This window comes from Microbacterium sp. NPDC056569 (genome assembly GCF_042793475.1).
Lineage (GTDB): Bacteria > Actinomycetota > Actinomycetes > Actinomycetales > Microbacteriaceae > Microbacterium.
Window position 1 is genome coordinate 149,086 of record NZ_JBHTUV010000001.1, and the last position, 20,201, is coordinate 169,286.

4 protein-coding genes are annotated in these 20,201 nt (G+C 68.6%); all 4 read right to left on the reverse strand.

What is annotated here, in order from left to right:
* Nucleotides 1-657: hypothetical protein (locus tag ACFQ7C_RS00665; protein WP_378896555.1), on the reverse strand; the 657-nt coding region annotated here is incomplete at its 3' end.
* A 457-nt stretch (nt 658-1,114) separates the two neighbouring features.
* The gene (locus ACFQ7C_RS00670; RefSeq protein WP_378896558.1) at nt 1,115-3,070 is read right to left on the reverse strand and encodes a hypothetical protein; all 1,956 of its coding nucleotides are present in this window, start codon (nt 3,068-3,070) and stop codon (nt 1,115-1,117) included.
* A gap of 552 nt (nt 3,071-3,622) precedes the next feature.
* Nucleotides 3,623-9,595 carry a SpaA isopeptide-forming pilin-related protein gene (locus tag ACFQ7C_RS00675; protein ID WP_378896561.1) on the reverse strand — a complete coding sequence of 1,991 codons (5,973 nt, stop codon included), beginning with the start codon at nt 9,593-9,595 and terminating at the stop codon, nt 3,623-3,625.
* A gap of 241 nt (nt 9,596-9,836) precedes the next feature.
* The gene (locus tag ACFQ7C_RS00680; protein ID WP_378896563.1) at nt 9,837-19,925 is read right to left on the reverse strand and encodes a VWA domain-containing protein; all 10,089 of its coding nucleotides are present in this window, start codon (nt 19,923-19,925) and stop codon (nt 9,837-9,839) included.
* Nucleotides 19,926-20,201 lie beyond the last annotated feature (276 nt).

The window sequence follows — 20,201 nt, forward strand, 5'->3', positions numbered from 1 at the left end:
GCCGCCGTCATCGTTCACGACCTTCTTGACGAGCTTCAGCTCGCCCTTCTTCGGCTGCTTGCGGTCATCGTTCGTGAACGTGCAGACCACCTTCGCATCCTTCGAGAGCGTGACGACAGGGGTGTGGATGCTCGTGCCCCTGCTGTCTGTGCACTCGAGTTTCGTCCAGTCGTATCCCACGACGCCGTCCGACTCGCCGAGTTTGTAGGTGCCCGCCTCGACGACGGTCCACGTGTGCTGCGGGATGGTGCGCCAACTGCCGCCGTCGGGCCGGATGCTCAGCGTCCAGTCCGCGGGCTTCGCGTTCCCGCCGTCGTCATTGACGACGACCTTGACGAGCTTGATCTCGGCCTTCTTGCCGCCGTGGTCGCACTCGTCCTTACCGTCTTCGCCAGCACTGCGGTGAGAGGACGAGTCCCCACAGTCGTCGTCCTTTCCGTCGTCGTCCTTGCCGTCGTCGTCCTTGCCGTCGTCGTCCTTGCCGTCGTCCTTGCCGCCGTCGTCCTTGCCGCCGGTCGGGCCCAGCGTGCGCGACGCTGCCGCGTCCTCGGCGGCGGGCGTGGACTGAGGCGCTTCGGACTCCGGGGGCGCGGGTACCGCGACATCCGCGCCCGTCGCCGCGGTCTGCTCCGACGTCGGCGAAGCCGGCTCGGGCACGGGAACGGCAGCCGGTGATGCCGGCTCCGGCGCGGGGACGGCAACCGGTGGTGCCGGCTCCGGTGCAGGGGCGGGCTCGGGGACGGGTGGCGGCTCGGGCGCCGAAGAGGCGTCGCCCGCCGGAGCCGTGTCTGCCGGCGGTGGAGGTGCAGCATCCGCTAATGCAGAACCCGAACTGCCGAGCACCAGCACCACCGCAAGCAAACCGGCGGCCAACGTCTTCTTTCCCAGCATCTCAGTCACCCGTCCCCGAGAGGCACATGCACTGAGACCGCCACATTCTCGCGAAGCGCCCCCAGCGCGCCCTTGCTCCGCCCCCCGGCGGAGTGTGAGACACGCTACGCCCACCTTGCGATTTTGGCTATAACCTTGGCAAAACCTTGCGCATACCCTGGCACCACGCGCCGAAGGCGGTCACGCAACCGCGCGACCGCCTTCGGACGGGTGTTCGGACCTGTTACGACGCCGACTGACGACGGCGGTACGCCGCGAACGCGACGATCGCGATACCGGCGATGAGCGCCGCACCACCCGCGACCGCGAACATCGGGCTGATGCCGCCGCCCGTGGCCGCGAGGGCCTGGGAGTCGGTCGACGTCGGCGTGCCGGACGGGTCGTCACCACCGCCGACGGGCGGGTTCGCGCACTCGGCGGAGGCCTCGGGGTAGAACACCTCCGTCGAGTAGGACGGGTTCACCTCGAACCGCACCGTGACGCCCTTGCGGGTCCAGTCGTAGTTGCCGGCGGTCTTGACGTACTCGCCGTCGACGATCTCCCAGCCGGGCCACATCTTGGGCGTTCCGTTCGAGGCGCCCGGCCACAGCAGCACACCGCTGAGGGGCTGGGCGTCTGCGACGAAGTCCTCGCCGTCCGGGTTGACGAACGTGATCGTGACCGGGTTGTCAGCTTCGGCCTCGTAGCCCTCGGGCAGCATGACCTCGTAGCCCAGGAACGGCACATCGCCGACGCAGGTCGACAGGATCTCACCGGGAACCAGGTCGCAGACCTCGCCGACCTCGTCCGAGCTCAGAGCACGGGTCTGGGTTTCCTCGGTCTTGGTGACGGTCGGCGTCACGGTGCCCTGCTCGTCGTAGGTGTAGACCGTCGTCGTGACCTCGCGCGTCTGGGTGACGGTGGTGTCACCGCAGTCCCACGCGCCGTCGACCCACGGGCTGTTCTCGACCTTCTTGTCGGGGAGCGGGCATTCCTTCTTCTCCGCCGCCGTCATCGGGCGCTTCTCGGTCTTCACCTCGCTGGAGGACTCGCCCAGCACCCACGACTTGCCATCCCACTCGTACGGCGTGGTCGTGGTGGTCGTCTTCGTCGTGACGGTCGTGCTCGCGCAGTCGTAGTCGAACTCGAGCGTGCTCGTCTGCTCCGGCTCCGGCTGGGCGGGCCGGCAGGCCTCGCTGTCGGCGGCGAGCTGCAGCAGGCTCGGCACGATCCACTCGGTCTGGACGCCGTCGGCGAACTTCGTGCCGGCCTTGGGCGTGGCGGTCCAGGTGGTCGTGCCGTCCGCGTTCTTCACGGACGTCCACGTGACGCCGTCACCGGGAGTGACGGTTCCGTCGGCCTTGCACGTCGGTTCGGTGAAGGTCAGCGCCGGCGTGACGACGGTGGGCTCGTCCTCACCCTCGCACTCGAGCTCGGGCCACGTGTCCGTCTCGTTCGTCTGCACGAAGGAGATCGTGTAGTCCTTGCCGGGGATCAGCGACGAGTACTGCCACGTGATGACGCCCGACGTGACCTCCGCCTCGGTGAGAGGCTTCGTCGATCCGTCCGAGAACCGCAGACCCAGCCCGTTCCAGCCGCCGGCGATGTTCTGGTCCACGTACGCGTTGACCTGCTTGCCCTCGGCATACGTGATGTTGATGTGGTCGCCGTTCTTGAGCGCCCGGTGATAGTCGACGACGATCGTCGTGCAATCGAGATCCTGCGACGGCTTCTCAGGCTGCGGGGTGTCGGGCGTCTTGCCCTTGCAGACGATCCAGTGCGACACATCTGCCTGGTTGCCGCCGTTGTTGGCCGGCGACGCGTACGCGACACCCGCCTGCGGGTGCTTGATCACGTTGTTGGTCGTGCCGGCCTTGATGATCAGGAGCTCCCAGTGGTCGCCCCACCAGCCGGCCTGGTACGGCTTCAGCGTGATCGTCTTCTTGTCGGAACTGATGGTCCCGTGCGAAGAGCTCCAGGGACCGTCGACCTTGTAGCACGCAGACGTGTGCTCGGTCAGCTTCTCCCAGTAGCCGGGTGCGTTCCCCTCGGGCGTGGCAGGCTCGAGCTTTCCGACCTCGCCCTTGAGCACCGGCTCGGCAGCCGTCGCTCCGGCCGTCACCAGCGGCGCCACCACGAGGGCGGCGGCGATCAGAGCCCCAGTCAGCGCCTTGAATGTTCGCTTGCGCAATGCAGGCACAGCGTTCCTCCCCTAACCGGCGCCGATGCGCCGTCCCAGCGGCACGCCGAGGCGTGCCGTTCATCCCAGCGGCACGCCGGAGCGCGCCGTACTTCCCAGCGGCGCGCGCAGAGGCACGCCGTACATCCCAGCGACGTGCGGGGGCACGCCGATACTGCAATGACGTGCGGGGGCACGTCGGTCATTCAACGGCACGGGGGTACCGCCACTACTCGGTGCTCAGGGGCGCACCATCCACCCGTCGGGGGAACGGGTGTCAGACCTCACGCAGTTCGGGCTGAATGAGACCCGCGGTTCCACGCCCTTCCCGAAGGGTGCGGAACAGGCGGAGAACCGCCGTTCGTGCAGGCTATCGCGACACGCCCGGATGTGCGAAATCGACGCGCGGAACGGATGCTGCGGCCCGCGGCATCCGTGCATCCCGCGCGACGCAGGACGCGAACGAGCCCCTCGCCTTTGGGGTGCGAGGGGCTCGGCGTCCGGCCCGAAGGGCGGGCCGGAGTCGGGTGGGAGAGAGCGGGCCTTGGGGGTCCCGCTCTCTCTCACGGTCGATCAGACGGTGGCCCTGGCCTCTCCGCGGCGGCGGCGGGTGACGATGAGCATCGTCGTGCCGCCGAGCAGGGCGAGCAGGCCGAGGATCACCAGCAGCGGCGGCAGTTCCGCACCGGTCGCCGGCAGCGCCGAGAGCAGGACGATCGCGTCGTCCGAGTCACGGCCCGGGTCGTCCGGGTCACCGAACGTGTGGTAGTCCACGACCGCCACGTTGGTGATCGAGCTGGCCTTCGACGCCGGGTTCACCGTCGCCGCCAGGGTGATCGTCGGAGCCGCCGACGCGCCCTCGTTCGCGCCCTGCGGCTGCAGGGGGCCGAAGAGCACGCACTCGAGGTTGCCGCCGTATCCCGCGCTGTCCTGACCGGTCACCTCACACGTCTCCCAGTTCGGGAACACCGCGGCGTCGCCCTTGCCAGGCCACGTCACGTCCGTGATCTTGATGTCGGCCGGGATCGCGTCGGTCACGACGACCGCCTCGGCGGCCGAGTCGTCGCTCACGTTCTGCACCGCGAGAGTGTAGGTGAACGACTTGCCGGGCTCGGTCTTCTCGACGCTCGCCGTCTTCTCGATCTGCACGTCCGAGTGGCGGGCCACGAAGCACTCCGGGCTCGCCGGCGGGTACTCCACCGAGAACTCGAGCGTGGGGTTGACCGTGAAGGTCACCGTCGACGGCAGGCGCCACGAGTAGTCGAGCTCGCTCGGGTCGAGGATCAGCCCGTTGAACACGAACTCCGCCTGCTGCTCCGGCGTCATCACGTCGGTCGTCCCCGGCACGTAGTACTGCGTGGGGTTCGATCCGGGCACGATGTCGCTCGCCACGATCGGCCGCCAGCCGGGGTAGTCGATCGAGACGCCCGACGGCGTGAACGCGGTCCCGGGCCAGTCGATCAGGTCGCTCCACGTAGACGTGCCGCCCGGCTGAGTGATCGCGATCTGCTGCGGCTCGGTCGTCGGCTCCAGGGAGTCGGGCGTCCACAGGAACTCGATCGGGTCGTCCAGCAGGGTGCCCGACTTCGAGATCGTCCATCCCAGGAGCGGGGCGTCGCCCACGCAGGTGGTGTAGACGATCGCTGTGATCTCGTGCACCTCGGTGACGATCTCGTCGCAGTCGTTCGTCGGGTCCTCGTCATAGAGCGCTGCCACGCAGGCCTCGTTGACGAGCTCGTCGAGCGGAGCCGGCGGCTCCTGTGCCTCCGGGTCTTCCTCCGGCGGCAGGAACTCGACGGTGACGACGATCTCGACGGACTCCCCTTCGGCGAGCAGCGGCGTGCTGACGCTCACCACATTGTCGCCGTCGACGAGGTCGGGCGCGTTGTCATTCGCCCATCCGGCCGGCAGCTCGATGTTCGTGACCTCGAGACGCTCGGGCACCGGGTCGGTGACCACGACGTCCTCCGCATCGCGGGTGCCGTTGTTGGTGACCGTGAGCACGTAGTCGAACACGTCGCCGACCTCGACCCAGGGCTCCTCACCCTCGGGCGGCACCGGCAGGTTGGTCGCCGTCTTCTCGATCGAGACGTCGTCGTAGTGGACCGTGCCGCAGGCGCTGTCGTCCTCCGTGACCTCGCCGACCGTGAGGTAGGCCGTGTTGACGATGCCGATGCCCTCGCCCTCTCCGGAGTCGCACGGACCCGGGTCGGCCGGGACCGCGGTGACCTCGACGTTGACCGAGACGGTGTAGACGGGGTCGTTCGCGCCGTTGCTCGGGGGCGCCACCTGGTCGTTCGCCAGCTCAGCGGTCAGGTCGGGCAGTACCCACGAGCCGCTGGTCGGGCCGGTCCAGGACGCCCCGGTGTACGAGACGCCGGCGGCCGGGGTGTCGAGGGTGTCCACCAGGTCGTACGTGATCGGCACGAGGACGCTGTTGTTGTGCACGGTGATGTCGTACGTCACGGTCCACGAGCCGTCTTCGTTCTGAACCGAGTCCACGACGTCCTTGTCGACGGTGAAGCCCTGATCCACGTGGCTGTTCACGATGGTGCAGACCACGTGCTCACCCTTGTCGAGACCCCGCAGTGCCGCCGAACCCGGCTCGCTGTCGGTCAGCTCGATCGTGCCCTCGTCGTCCGAGAAGCACGACCACTCCCCGGGCTCGAACTCGTCGAGTCCGGCGATGTCGCCGATGACCTCTTCCGTCAGGTCGAACGGGATACCCGGCAGCACCGGAGTGGGGCTGACGTCACCGCCTGCGGGGTTGGTCACCACGTCGCCGTCCCCCGGGGTGCCGAAGAGCTGCCAGTTGGTGTCGGCGACCGGCGCCCCGTTGACGACCTTCACGAGCGAGAGCGTCGGGCGCTCGGCCGTGTTGGTGAACTCGCACTGCACGGCGCCGTTCGGCATCGTGAACGAGCCGGTCCGCGCATCCACGTCGACCAGGGTCGTCCCGTTCTGCGTGCAGACGAGCGACGACGCGTAGTCGGACGGGTCGCCCTCGAGCGTCTCGATCACCTCGGCGACCGTGACGGTCCCGCCGATCGTCGCCTGGTCGGTGACGGAGTGGGCGGAGTCGGTCCATGCACCGACGTCACCGTTCGACGTGGACGTGCCTTCCGCGTCCGCGTCGGCGCCGCTGATGCTCAGGTCGGCGGTGTCACCCTCCTGACCGTTCACCCACGTCTTCACGACCGTGACGTCGTTGCTGAGCGCGCGGTTGACGAAGAAGCAGGCGATGTCTTCGTCGGTGACCGTGAGCAGGAACTCACGACCCTCACCCGTGCCGGAGGTCTCGCCGCCGATGCAGAGGTAGTTGGACGAGTAGACGCCGACGTCGTTCAGCTCCTCCTTGAAGGGCAGGACCACGCCGACCCGCACCTGAAGCGTCAGCTTCACCGGGTCTTCGTACTCCCCCGGCTGGCCGTTGGCCAGCGACGTACGGGTCAGCGTGTCGAGGCTCAGCAGCGTGCTGCTGCCCTCGAGGGAGTTGATCCAGCGCTTCTGCAGCGTCACGCCCACCTTCTTGGCCGTGTTCGTGAACGTGCAGGTGACGTCGGTCGCGGGAGCGGTGAACTGGAACTCACGCCCCTCGCCGATGCCGTTCTGGACCGCGGTGCACGCGTAGCCGCTGAGGTACGTGCCGATGTTGTCACCGGCCAGCTGCTCGCTGACGTTCACCACATCACCGATGCGCACCGACTTGACGACGACGTCCTCATCGAGCTCATTCGAGGCGCCACTTGCCGTCGACGTGCCCGAATCGCCGTTCGCGTACAGCGTGGCGTCGTCACCCTGGAAGGCGTCGATCCAGCGCTTGTTCACGTGGACCTTGATCTCCTTGGCGGTGTTCACGATCGTGCAGTCGACATCACCGACGACCGTGATCTGCGGGATGCTGCCACCCGAACCGCTCGAACCGTTCGAGCACGACCACGTCGAGCTGTACTCGCCGGTGTTGGCATCCGGCAGCGACTCGGACAGCGTCACCTTCTCGCCGAGGCGCACCTCGACCGAGGCGACGTTGGTGTTGTCGGTGCTGTTGCCGCCGGTGGCCACCGAGGTCGCAGCATCCGTCGCGGCGCCGGTGATGGAGAGGTCGGCCTTGTCGCCCTGGAAGGCGTTGACCCACTGCTTCTTCAGCGTGACAGTGCCGCGGTCGGCGGTGTTCTCGAAGGTGCAGGTCACGTTCGCGTTCGGAACCGTCAGGCTGAACGAGGTGCCCGTGCCGTCGCCGGTCACCTGACCTGCCGTGCACGAGTACTTCGAGCCATAGGTGCCGACACCGCCCAGGACCTCGCTGAGGGCGACACTGTCGCCGACACGCACCGAGGTCGTCGCCACGTTCACCTGGTCGAGCTGGTTCGGCGTGCCGTTGGCCGTCGAAGTGGCCGTCGCCGGTCCCGCGTGCAGCTGGGCGGTGTCGCCCTGGACCGCGTCGATCCAGCGCTTCTGGAGCGTGATCGTCTTCTTGATCGCGGTGTTCGTGAACGTGCACTGCACGCCGTTCGCCGAGGCCGGGTAGGCCGGAACGGTGATCGACCCGCCCGTGCCGGTGTTGTTCGCCACCGTGGCGCCCACACACGCGAGCGTCGACGAGTACTCGCCGGTGTTCGCGTCGGGCAGGACCTCCGCCAGCGTCAGCGCCGAGCCCGGTGCGACGGACACCTCGATGACGGGGCCGTTCGTCGGGGCCGTCGACGTGCCGTTCGCCGAGGCCGCGCCGCCGATCGCGATGTCGGCCTTGTCACCCGGGAACGACTCCACCCAGTTCTTCGCGAGCGTCACCTTCGCGAACGGGATGTTCACGAACGGCTTCGTGATCGACGGGTTCGGCGTCGCGTCCGAGATCGTGAAGGTCTGCGGGGTCGCGTCGAGGACGTATGCCGCCGGGGCCGCCGTCTCCTTGACGGAGTAGCTGCCGGTCGGGAGGTTCACGACCTTGATCTGGCCGGCGACCGGGTCGGCGTCGTTCGCGCCGTTGTCGACGACCGTCTTCGGGAACGTGCTCGCCCACGGTGCGGCGGCGGCGTCACCACCGGTCGCGGACACCTCGAACGTCGCGCCGCCCAGCAGCGCGCCCGAAGCGTCGTGCTTGAGCCACGTGACGCTTCCGAGCGGGTCGACGAACGTGAGGGTCTTGTCCTCGTTGAGACCGATCGTCACCTGCTGGCTGGTCTGCGCCGGCAGCAGGTATCCCGGAGGGGCGTCGGTCTCGGTCACGGTGTAGGCACCGGGCTTGACGTTGTTCGAGAACGAGAAGGTGCCGCCTGCACCGGTGACGACGCTCGTGCTGCCGGAGCCCGTCGTCGGGTTCGGCGAAACACTGAAGGTCGCGCCCGCGAGGCCTGCTCCGTTGGTGTCGGTCTTCTTGATCGTCAGCGAGCCGCACGTCGACGGCGGCTCGACGGTCAGCGGGCCGACCCAGCCCTTGGGGTTCGAGCCCGGACCCGTCGATTCGCCGGTGAAGCTGCGGAGGTAGGCGGTGGCCGCAGCGGGAGCGGGGCAGCCCGGCTGGACGACGCCGCCGGTGAGGTCGGTGACGTTGAGCCCGATCTCGAAGAATGCTCCGGCCGGGATCGTGGCCCCGGAGGGGCTCGTCAGCGGCTCATTGCTCGCCGCGGCGAGGAACGCGCCCGCGACGGGCGCCTGACAGTTCGGAGAGCTGCCGGACGTCGGATAGTCGGCCTGCGACGTGTACGTACACGTCAGCTCGAGCACCGGCAGGCCGTTGCCCTGCATCGTGAAGTAGAAGACATACCCTCCCGCGCTGCGGTCGGGCTGCGGCACGCCGTTGCCCATCCGCACGCCGGTGTTCGTGACCTCGATCGCGAAACCGCCGGTGCCGGAGTTGCTCGGGCGCTCCCACGCCATGTTGAGCAGGTAGTCGCCGCCGACCGTCTCGGCGAACGAGTAGACGCGATCGAACTGGACCTTCGGCGGGGTTCCACCGCCTTCGGTCCAGGTCTCGGTCGGGTCGTCGTCCTTGCGGCCGGTGTTGTACGTGCCGCCCTGCGTGGTCGTCGAGTAGTCGACGTTCGTCCAGTCCTTGTTGCCGCCGCAGTCGCCCGGCGTGTAGTTGCCGTCGATCTCGAAGCCGCCGTTGAGGCCTGCGCAGACCACGGCGAGCGCCGAGATGTCTGCCGCGGCGGGCGCGACCAGCGAGAACGGCGCCAGCGACTCCGGTGCCGTCGCTTCGGGCGCGGTCTCCTCCGGTGCCGCGGGCGGCGGGTCTGCCGGCGCAGCCGGCTCTTCGACTGCGGGCTGCTCCGCGGCCGGCTCTTCGGCAGGCGGCGGGGTCGCAGCATCCGTCGATGTCGACTCTGTCGTCGCCTCCGTCGTGGCGGCGGGGTCGGTGGTCACCTCCTCCGCCGATGCCGGGGTCATCCCCGAGAACACGAGAGAGCTCGCCACGATCGCGGCGAGCCCTCCGACGTACCAGCGGTTCTGGAGCGCGATACGACGCTCCTGAGTCCGCTCCTGACGCATGCGGCGGCGCGGACCCTCAGACTTCGAGGCGCGCACGAAAGTACGACTGAACATTCACTTCACCCTTGGTCGCAACGACACAGGGTGCCCCAAGTAGAGGCCCCTCCCAGCACGTCACGGCAAGTGCAAAAGAAGCGGTCCCCAAGTAGGTTCGGCGTTCTCCCCAAACACGTGCCGAAACGTGTTCCCGCTCGCAAAGGTATTCCCGGCATCCATCCGCGTCAAGTGACGCGGCGAAAAGGATGCCGGGAACCGGAGAGGACGGGCCCTTGGGGGTGCCCGCCCTCTCCAGGGCTCACAGCGTCGGCTTGGCCTCTCCGCGACGGCGGCGCGAGACCGCGACCACTGCGGCGCCCGTGAGCATCACGACCAGACCGAGCAGGATGAGCGGCAGCATCGGGCTCCCACCGGTCGCCGGCAGCGACGAGAGCAGCACCGTGGCGTCGTCCGAGTCACGGCCCGGGTCGTCCGGGTCGCCGAACGTGTGGTAGTCCACCACCGCCACGTTCGTGATCGTGTTCGCCTTCGATGCCGGGTTCACCGTCGCCGAGAGCGTGATCCTCGGGGCGACGGATGCACCGCCGTTGTCGGAGTCGATCGGCTGCAGGGGCCCGAACAGCACGCACGTGAGCGTGCCGCCGTAGCCTGCGCCGTTCTGACCGGTCACCTCGCAGGACTGCCAGTTCGGGAACGTGTTCGCGTCGCCCTTGCCGGTCCAGTTCACCGCGGTGATCTTGATGTCGGCCGGGATGGCGTCGGTCACGACCACGCCCTCGGCCGCCGCGTCGTCGCTCACGTTCGCCACGTCGAGCGTGTAGCTGAACGACTTCCCGGGCTCGGTCTTCTCGACGCTCGCCGTCTTCTCGATCTGCACCTCGGTGTGGCGTGCCACGAAGCACTCGGGCGTCGCCGGCGGGTAGGAGGTCGAGAACGTCTGGCTCGGGTTGACCGAGAGTGTGACCTCGGTGTTGCCGCGCCAGGCGAAGTCGAGCTCGCTCGGGTCGAGGATCAGGCCGTTGAAGACGAACTCGTCCTGCTGGGCCGGCGTCATCACCACGTTCGTCCCGGGCAGGTAGTACTGCGTCGGATTCGAACCGGGCACGATGTCGGTCACCTCGATGGCACGCCATCCCGGGTAGTCGATCGAGATGCCGGACGGTGTGAACGCCGCACCGGGCCACGAGATCTCATCAGACCACGTCAGCGTCCCGCCCGGCTGGGAGAGAGCGACGTTCGCGGGCGTCGTGGTCGGCTTCACGTCGGGGTTGACCGGCTCCCAGAACAGGTCGATCGGCTCGGCGAGCAGCGTCTGCGACTTCGAGACCGACCACCCGAGGAACGGAGCGTCGCCCACGCACGTGGTGTAGACGACCGCGGCGAAGTCGCGGGTCGGGATCTCGTTGGTGTCGCAGTTGTTCGACTCGACCGCATCGACGTCGGCCTCGACGCACGCCGTGTTGACGAACTCCTCGATCGGTGCCGGAGTCTCCGGCGGCGTGCCGGTGCCGACATCGATCACCTCGGTCTCGACCTCGGTGAACGCGACGGTCACGACGATCTGCGCCGATGCGCCGACGGCGAGCGTCGGGGTGCTGACGATGAGGGTGTTGTCCTCGTCGACGAGCGCCGGCGCGTTGTCGTTGACCCAGCCCGCGGGCAGATCGATCGCCGTCACCTCGAGACGAGCCGGGATCGGGTCGGTGACCACGACGTTCGTCGCCTCGCGCGTTCCCAGGTTCGTCACCGTGAGGACGTAGTCGAACTCGTCGCCCGGCTCGACACTGCCCTGCTCAGGGAGGTTCGAGGCGGTCTTCTCGATCTTGACGTCGTCGTAGTGCACCACCTGGCACCCGCTGTCGTCGTCGGTGTACTCGCCCGACGTGATGGTGCCGACGTTCGGGAGCAGGATGCCCGATTCCCCGGTGTCATCGCACACCACCGGCTCGCCTGCCGGCGGCGCGGTGACCACGACGGTCGCGAACACCCGGTAGGTGTGCACGCCGTCCTCGGGCGTGAGCTCACCGTCGTCGACGACCGTCCAGGTGCCCGAGCCGTCCCACGTCGGGTTCGTCGGGTCGGGGGTGACGTCGTCCCACGCCTCGGCGTGCCAGTCGCCGTCCACCTCGACGCCCGCCGGGAGCACCGGAGCGTCCGTCAGGTCGTAGGCCACCGACTCCGGCAGCGGGTCGGAGTCGGACTCCGGGTACCGCACCGTGACGATGTACTCGATGTCCCACGTGCCGTCGCCGTTGTCGGTCGTCTCGCCGCCGTGCTTCTCGATCGTCGGGAAGACCGGCTCGGAGCAGGCTTCGACCGGGGTGTCCGTCCCGCCCGAGCTCAGCAGCGCGGTGTTCAGGAAGCCTCCGGCCTCGGGAACCTCGCCGCCGATGCAGTCGGTCGTGCCGCCGTCGATCGCCTCCTCGGTCACCGAGGCCACGACGGTCACGACATAGGTGTCGGTCTCGCCGGCGTCGATCCTCTCGTCCTCGGCCAGCTGTGCGGGCTGGTCGGGGGCCGGGAAGGTGCCGGGGCTGAGGTCGCTCGGTCCGGTCCACTCGGCGCTGCCGATGTTGATGTCGCCACCGAACTGCAGCTCGTCCTCGAGGTCGTACTCCGCCGAGAGTCCCTTGGGGTTCAGCGGTCCCTCGGGCGCCAGCGCGACGTCGATCTCGTAGACGATGGTCCAGTCACCCGTCTCGGGATCCTGCGTCGTCGACGTCACCGTCTTCGTCGGCACGGGGTACACCCGGTCCTCGACGGGCATGCAGTCCTCGCCGGGGATCTCGATCTCGCCGATCGAGAGCAGCGCCCTGTTGAAGAACCCGGTCCCCTCTCCCTCGCAGGCTGCGAGGTCGGGGTCGAAGGTGTCGGTGATGTCGACGAGCCACGCGATCGTGTAGACGTGCGGTTCGTCGTCGGCACCCAGCGGCACGTCGGTCACGAAGTCCGTGCCCGCCGTCACCGGGATCGCCGGCCCGTCGGGGTCGGTGTCGGTGCGCTGGGCGACGCCCGAGATCACATCGATGCCTTCCGCGAACTCCGGGGTGTCGGACAGCGAGTAGAACGTGTCGTAGCCGCTGCCGGTGACCCGGAGCTCGTACGTCACGAGCCACTGGGTGGCGTCGTCCTCATCCTGCGTCGCCGAGACACCGATCTTCTGGAACGTCGGCAGCTTCGGCTCTGAGCAGTCGTCCGCGGGGATATCCTCGCCGTTGACCGTCACGACGGCCGTGTTGAGGAAGCCGCCCGCACCGGGTTCTTCGCCGTCCTGGCACACGAGGGTGTCGCCCTCCCAGGCCGCAGCATCCACCGTCGCGTGAACCGTCACCGTGTAGGTGTCGACCCCCGCGTCGCCGGCCCTCGGCGCGAGCACCCGATCCGTCGCCAGCGTGTCGGTCCAGCCCGGGCCCTCGAACGAGTCGCCACCGGTCGGTCCGGCCCACGACGCGTCGTCGATCACGATGTCGCCACCGAACTCGAGCGTGTCGGCCAGGCTGTAGATCGCGGGCAGCTCCGTGGACTCGTTGGTCACGACGACGTCGTAGGTGATCTCCCACGTGCCGTCCGCGAGCTGCTTCGTGCCCGTCACGGTCTTGTCGATCGTGACGCCCGGGCGGTCGATCTCGGCGCAGTCCTCGCTGGTGTTCCCGCCGACGCCGTTGGTGACGGTCGTCGAGTTCCAGATCCCGCCCCCCTCGCTCTGGCAGTCGAGGACGGTGTCGTCGACGGATGCCGCGATCGAGACGGTGCGCGTCACCGTGTAGGTGTGCGTGGCACCGGTGGGGAACACGCCGGTCGCGAGCTGCACGACAGCGTCGCCGTCCCACGCCGGGTTGAGCGTGCCCGAGCCGCCGCCCGCGACCACCGGGCCGGAGGCGGTCCACTCGCCACCGCTCACGCCGGTCGGCAGCGCCTCCGGAGTGTCGGTCACGGAGTACCACAGCGTGAGGCCGGTGGTGTTGGTCACCGAAACCTCGTAGCGCAGCGTCCACTCACCCGTTGCGGGATCCTGGACCGACTCGAGCGCCGTCTTCTGCACCGCCGGCTTCGCCGGCACGGCGCAGCCGCTGTCGCTGTCGGTGCCGCCGGGGAAGGCCACGGTCGCGACGTTGAAGAAGCCACCGCCGTTCTCCGTGCATCGCAGGCCGGACGCGGGAACCGGGTCGACCGTCGAGTTCGCCGTCACCACGTAGGTGTAGACGTGAGCCGCAGCCCCGGTGGCGTTCGCCGCGATCGGCACATCGGTGGTGTCCGGCGAGCCTTCCCAACCCTGCGTGAGGATCTCGAAGCTCGCGTCGAACTGCGGCGCATCGGTCAGCGTGTAGACGCTCGGCAGCGGGTTCGGGTTCGACACCGTCACCTCGTACTCGATCGTCCAGACGCCGCCTGCACCCTGCGCTGCGACGCCGTTCGACTTCACGACCTCGACGGGCACCGGCAGGATCTCGATGCAGTCCTCGTCCGAGACCTCGAAGACGCCGTTCGTGACGACCGTCGTGTTCCAGATGCCGCTGTTCTCGGCCGGGCTCTCCGAACACTTCAGGACGTCAGGGTCGACATCCGTCGTGAGCGTGACACCCGCGGTGACCGTGTAGGTGTGGGTCGCTCCGTTCGGGAGGGTGCCGGTGGCCACCTGCGTTTGGTCGGCGCCGTTCCAGCCGGCCGTCAGCGTCGCGTCGCCGGCATCGGCCGGCACCTTGACCGGGCCCGACACCGCCCACGGCGTCGTCAGGTCGACACCGGTCGGCAGCGCGATCGGCGCGTCGCCGAGCGTGTACGCGAGCGTCATCCCGCTCGTGTTGCTCACCACGACCGTGTACGAGATGCTCCACGCGCCACCCGCGCCAGGAGTCGGAGCCGCGGCGGTCTTCGTCACCGTCGGGGCGCCGGGCTCGGCGCAGCCGTCGTCGCTGGCGGTGCCGCCGGGGTAGGTGATCGAGGCGACGTTGTAGAACGCGCCTCCTTCACCCGGGACGCATTCGAGCTCGGGATCTTCGGTCGCCGAATCGAACGATGCCACGATGCGGTACACGTACTGCTGCGAGCTGTTCGCCGCGATCGCCTTGTTCGGGGTCGGGGCGGTGCCCTGCCACGTGCCGCTGACGACCGAGAAGCCGGTGCCGAGATCAGGCGTGTCCGTGAGCGTGTACACCGTCGCGAAGCTGCTCGCGTTGGTGACCGTCACCGTGTAGTCGATCTGCCAGTTCCCGTCGGCGAGCTGCGTGGCCGTGCCGTCGGTCTTGGTGACCGCGACCGGAGGCAGCACGACGGTGACGCAGCCGGTCGCATCCTTGACGATCTGGCCGGAGGTGACGGTCGCCTTGTTCTTGAGACCCGCCTGCGCTGCGCAGTCACCGATCGGCGTCGCCGTGGTCGTGGGCACGAGCCTGCCGGTGACCGTGTAGGAGTAGCTCGTGTTCGCGGGCAGAGCGCCCTGCCAGATCGTGGCCGACCCGGGCGCGTACGGCGAGGCGGCAGGCGCCGGCGCGCTGCCGACGGCAGCCACGGTCCAGCTGTTCGGGACGAGCGTCCAGCCGGCCGGGGCCGCCGGGAACGCATCGCTCAGCGTCGCCTGCACCGCGGTCGTCGTGCTGGGGTTGCCCACCGTGACCGTGTACTGGATGTTCCATGAGGCATCCGGGTTCTGCGATGCCGGGTTGGTGCCGACCTTCAGGATCGTCGGGAACACCGGCTGCGTGCAGTCCTGCACCGTCGTCGGCTTGCCGTCGACGGTGAGCGTCGCGGTGTTGAGGAACGCCCGCTTCGGCTGGGTCGAGGTGCAGACCGACGAGTCCGCGCCGGCCGCGCTCGGCGCGACGTCGGCGATCACCGTCACCGTGTAGACGTGGGTCGCCAGCGGCAGGCCGCCGTTCGTCTGCGGTGGGAGCGACGCGTTGGTCGCAAGCATCGCGGTTCCGGCCGGCAGTGAGAACGCACCGCTGGTTCCGTTCGGTCCCGTCCAGGCCGCCGACGAGGCGGTGATACCCGCACCCAGCTGCAGCGCGTCGGTGAGCGAGTAGAACAGCGTCGAGGTGCGCGACTCGTTGGTGACGGTGATGTCGTAGACGATCTGCCACTTTCCGGCGTCGGGACCCGCGGCGATCTGCTGCGGCGAACCGGCACGCACCTGCTTGACGATGCTGCCCTCAGCGGGCACGGCGGTGTTCGTGATCTCGCAGGTCACGTTCTTGCCGACGACCGGGACGACGGTGTCGTCGTCGATCGGGAACGCCACGCGCGGGTCGCTGCCCGTCACGTAGCAGCTCCAGTCACCGGGTGTGTAGCCGGACACGTTCTCGCTCTCGGAGAGAACATATTCCGATCCCGGCATGACCGCCCCGGATGCCGTCCCCTGACCGGTCACGGTCGGCTGGCCCTGAGCCGCCGCCGTGAGGGTCCACATGTCGGGAGTCGCCGAGCCGGCGCCGTTCTTGTTGTCGACGATCTTGATGAGCGTCAGCGTCGGCTTGATCGCGCGGTTGGTGAACGTACAGGTGACGTTCGCGCCGTTCGCGACCGTGACGGTCTTGTCCGCGAGCGAGGTCTGTCCGGTCGAGCAGGCGAGGTCGGTCCACTCGTAGCCGGTGATCTGGCTGATCTCGTTCAGCGCGTACACGCCGGCCGGAACGTCCTTCGTCTCGTTGTGGTTGAACGTCAGCGTCGCGTCCTGGCCGCGCTTCGCGGTGAGCTTCTGATTCCAGTCGGCCGGGACCGCCGAACCGCCGTTTGCAGCGTCGAGGACCTTGATCAGGGTGAGCTTGCCCGGCTTGTCATCGTTCGTGAAGGTGCAGGTCACGTCGTCGCCCGGCTCGAGCTTCAGCGTCGGGCTGTCCTTCGTCGTGTTCGGATGACCCGTGCAGGAAAGCTTGGTCCAGTCGTAGCCGCTCGGCCCGTTCGCCTCACCGAGGGTGTAGCCCTCGTTCGCCACGACATCGCCGCTGACACCGGTCGTGCCGCTCAGGTTCGGGCCGTCCGGGGAGGTCGCCGTCAGCGTCCACGCGGTGTTCTGCGCGGTGCCGCCGTTGTCGTTCACGACCTCCTTCACGAGCGTCAGCTTCGGGGCGTCGTCGTCGTTCACGAACCGGTAGATGTCGTTCGCGAGGGCGTCGACCGTGATCTGCCAATTGCCCGCGCCGTTCTTCTGCGGGTACTTCGTGGGATCCGGGTTCGCGACGACGTCCACCCAGGTGCCGCCCACGAACTGCTGCAGCTTCTGGAAGGAGTAGCCCGTCACCGTGGACTCGGTCAGCGTGTAGACGTGGTCCGGGCGCACCCAGAACCGGCTCGCCTCGACGAAGACGCCGGACCCGGTGACGGTCTCGGGTGTGAGGCCGGCGAGGGTCGCGGGGGTCGCTGTGAGCTGCCAGTCGGAGGGGGTCTTGTCGCCGCCGTTGTCGTTGACGACGCTCTTCAGGAGCGTGAGCTGTGCACTCTGGTTGGTCAGCGTGCACGCCACTCGGAAGCCGAGCGGAACATTGACGCCGCCGTTGATGCCGTCGGAGTATCCGCTGCCAGGCCAGGGGTCGCCGTCGGCCTCGATTCTGATACAGGTCGCCGAACCGGTCGAGGCCGGGTTGGACTGCGACGACGTCCGGTTGTCGATCTGCTCATAGCGCGGGTCGCCGTCCTCCTCGAACAGCTGATAGCGCGCGTCCGGTGTGACCGGCTGGTTGGTCGCCGCGGCTGTTCCGGTCGCGCCCGAGAATCCGGGCAGCGCAGGAGCGGGCACCGGCGACCCCGCGAGGAACTGAGCATGGAGATCCCACGTCGACACGTCACCGGGTCCGTTCGCCACCTCCTTGATGAGCGTGAGGCGGCTCTGGCAGGTGACGGTGTTGGTGATCGTCGCGGTGTTGTGCTGCTGCGTGAGCTGCATCTGGTAGCCGGAGCCCAGCATGATGTCCGTCGGTGACCCGTTGAGCGTCGTGATCTTCGCGACGTTGGTGCACATCGTCGGATCGATCAGCGTCACAGACTCGTTGATCGTGGCGCTCCCGTTCTGGGTGTAGCCGGTGCGCGTCACGCCCCAGCCCTGGTTCGTCGCCCCCGCGGCACCCGGACCGGTGAGGGTCAGCTGCGCCGACAGGCCCGCCGGCTGCGCGCCGTTGGGGTACTCGACGCCGTTGACCTTCCACACCTTGCTGACGGTCAGATCGGCCTCCGGGTTGGGGGCGCGGTTGTAGACGATGCAGTTGATCGCCTCGGTGCTCGGCACCGTGACGGTGAACCCATTCGTCGGATTGCCGGTCGGAACCACGTTCTGTTGGGTGTTCAGGTTCGTGCACACCGCGTTCTGTCCACCGACGGGTTGGAGGGTGAAGCCCGGGTGCTGCGTCTCGGTGACCGTGACCGACGCGTTCGACGTTCCGCCGGGGAACGTGAGCGGGAAGGTGACGGTGCCCGTGTTGTCGTCGATCGTGGTGCGCGACGCGTTGGGGGTCGTGACACCGGCCGTGTTGATCTGGCTGGTGAAGGTCCAGTCGGCACCGGCAGGCGTGGCACCCTGGATCGAGCCCTGCGGCGCGTTGCTCGGGACGATCATCTTCGTCACGGTCAGCGAGCCGGCGCAGTTGCCGAGGGCGAGGTTGCGCAGCGCCGTGCCGACGGAGCTGTAGTCCGCTGTCTGGTAATAGTCGGCCACCTGGCCGTTGCTGCCGTTGTAGGCGGTCGGCCCGGAGATCGCACGCAGGTTGAGCGAGTTCGTCGCGCCCGTCGCACCCGCCCCGACACCGAAGGCGAGCACCCGGGTGCCGGCCGCCTTCAGGGCGTTGGCCGAGTAGATGCCGTTCTCGGTCTCACGGAAGCGGTTGTCGCTGCCGCTGCCCTGGTAGGGCTGGTTGTACGTGGTCGGGTTGCCGTCGGTGATGACCACGGCGACGTCGAACTTGTTGTCTCCGGTGTTGGACGAGGCTGCGATGCCGAGACCGCGGTCCCAGTTCGTGCCGCCCGAGGACGTCCACCCTGCGTAGCGGTTCTTGAACGTCGTGCCCTGCCCAGCGGTCGACACGGACACCAGGTCGGGGTAGTTCTGCGCTGCGCCCGCCCCGGGTGTCTGCCACGAGAACGAGAACAGCGACATGCGCGAGGGCGTGCCCTGCAGGGCGTCGACGAAGGTGTTCGCCGCCTGCTTGAGGTTCGGCAGCGCATCCCCCACCGAGCCGGAGATGTCGAGGATCAGCGCGACATCGAGACCACATGCAGGGGCGAGCGTCGGGTTGTTGCGCGACTGCTGCCAGATGCCCTGCGACGCGTTGTAGGCCGAGCCCGAGTCGAGCATGAGCTGGGCGGCGTTCAGCGACGAATAGGAAGTGGTCCCCTGCAGACCGACTTTCATGCGGAACTGGTAGGCGAGTGCCGAGCCGCTGCCGGAGGCGCCGCCGACGCGCAGCGTCGGGTTGGCGTAGTAGCCGGCGGGGACGCTGTACTGCACGACCCACGGGCGGGTGCCGTTGTTCGCGCCGCCGGGCTGCGTAGCCGGCACGGTGAAGACGCAGTCGCCGTTGGCGTCCGAGACGCAGCGCGCCCAGCCCGCACCGTCGCCTGCGACGCCGTCGGCGCGAGCGCCGCTCGGAGCGCCGTTGCTGTCGCTCTGGAGGTGGAGGACGACTCCCATCAGGTTGGTGACGCCCGTGACTCCGGTGCGGTCCGAGCCGGCCTTCACTGTGATGGTCGCCTGCTGCGGCGCACTGTAGGTGTGCGTGAACGTACAGGCAGCGACGAGGTTCTGGTCGGCACCGCCCTCGTACGCCAGGGTGTTGGGCTGGGTGAATCGCAGCCGGGTGTTGCCGTTGGTGTCGTTCAGCGTGCAGCTGAGAACGCTGACGTAGTTCGCGGTGTCGCCGTTGCCCGTCGCGGTGAGCGTGTACGTGCCCGGCTTCGACACGCGGCGCTGCTGGCCGCTCGTGAAGACGTAGTCGTTGTCGGGCGAGCTGCCGTCGGCGAGGAGCGCCCAGTCGTCGGTCGACGCAGGGCCGCCGCCCACGATGATGTTCGTCATCGTGAGCGTGCCGCAGACCGCATTGCCGCCGGCGCAGTCGGCCGCGACGAGCGCGAGCGGCGCGACGAGGTTCTGCTCGGGCGCCGCGATACGCGCCTGGGGCTCCTGCTGCTCGGGCTGCGGTTCCGTCGACTCCGGCGCCGGAGCCGGCTCAACGGGAGCGGGTTCTGCCGGAGCGGGCTCGGACGGGGCGGGCGCCGGGTCAGACGGCGCCGGCTCGGCCGGCGTCTCCTCCGCAGGGGGCGTCGTGTCGCCCGAGGGAGTCGTCTCCTCGGCGGTCGGCGTCGGCGTCGGCACGACGTCGGCGATCGCCGGGGTGACCCCGGTGAACATCAGCGCGCCCGCCAGCAGCGTCGCGATGCCACCGGCGTACCACCGGTGCCTCATCGTCAGCTTGCGGTCGCGCTCGCGCGCCTCCCGAAGCCCCCGCCGCACTCCCGAGCGCGCCGAACCGTCAATTCCCCAGTGCCCAGACATCAAGGTTTCCCCTTCTCGCTGATGTCAGCTCAAGGGGACCCCGAATTTCCCGGTCAGGCTCCCCAAGTGTGCGTTCCCATCCGGTGTTGACTCCCCAGTCGCACCGGACGCACGTAGCCCACGGTCAAGCTATCGGCGCGCCGATCGAGACGTCAAGTCCCAATAGTCACGCCGAGATCACGATCG

What these genes read in the sequence shown, in the direction of transcription:
- ACFQ7C_RS00675 (WP_378896561.1), bottom strand. Translation starts at nt 9,595, where the DNA reads ATGTTCAGTCGTACTTTCGTGCGCGCCTCGAAGTCTGAGGGTCCGCGC.
- ACFQ7C_RS00680 (WP_378896563.1), bottom strand. Translation starts at nt 19,925, where the DNA reads ATGAGGCACCGGTGGTACGCCGGTGGCATCGCGACGCTGCTGGCGGGC.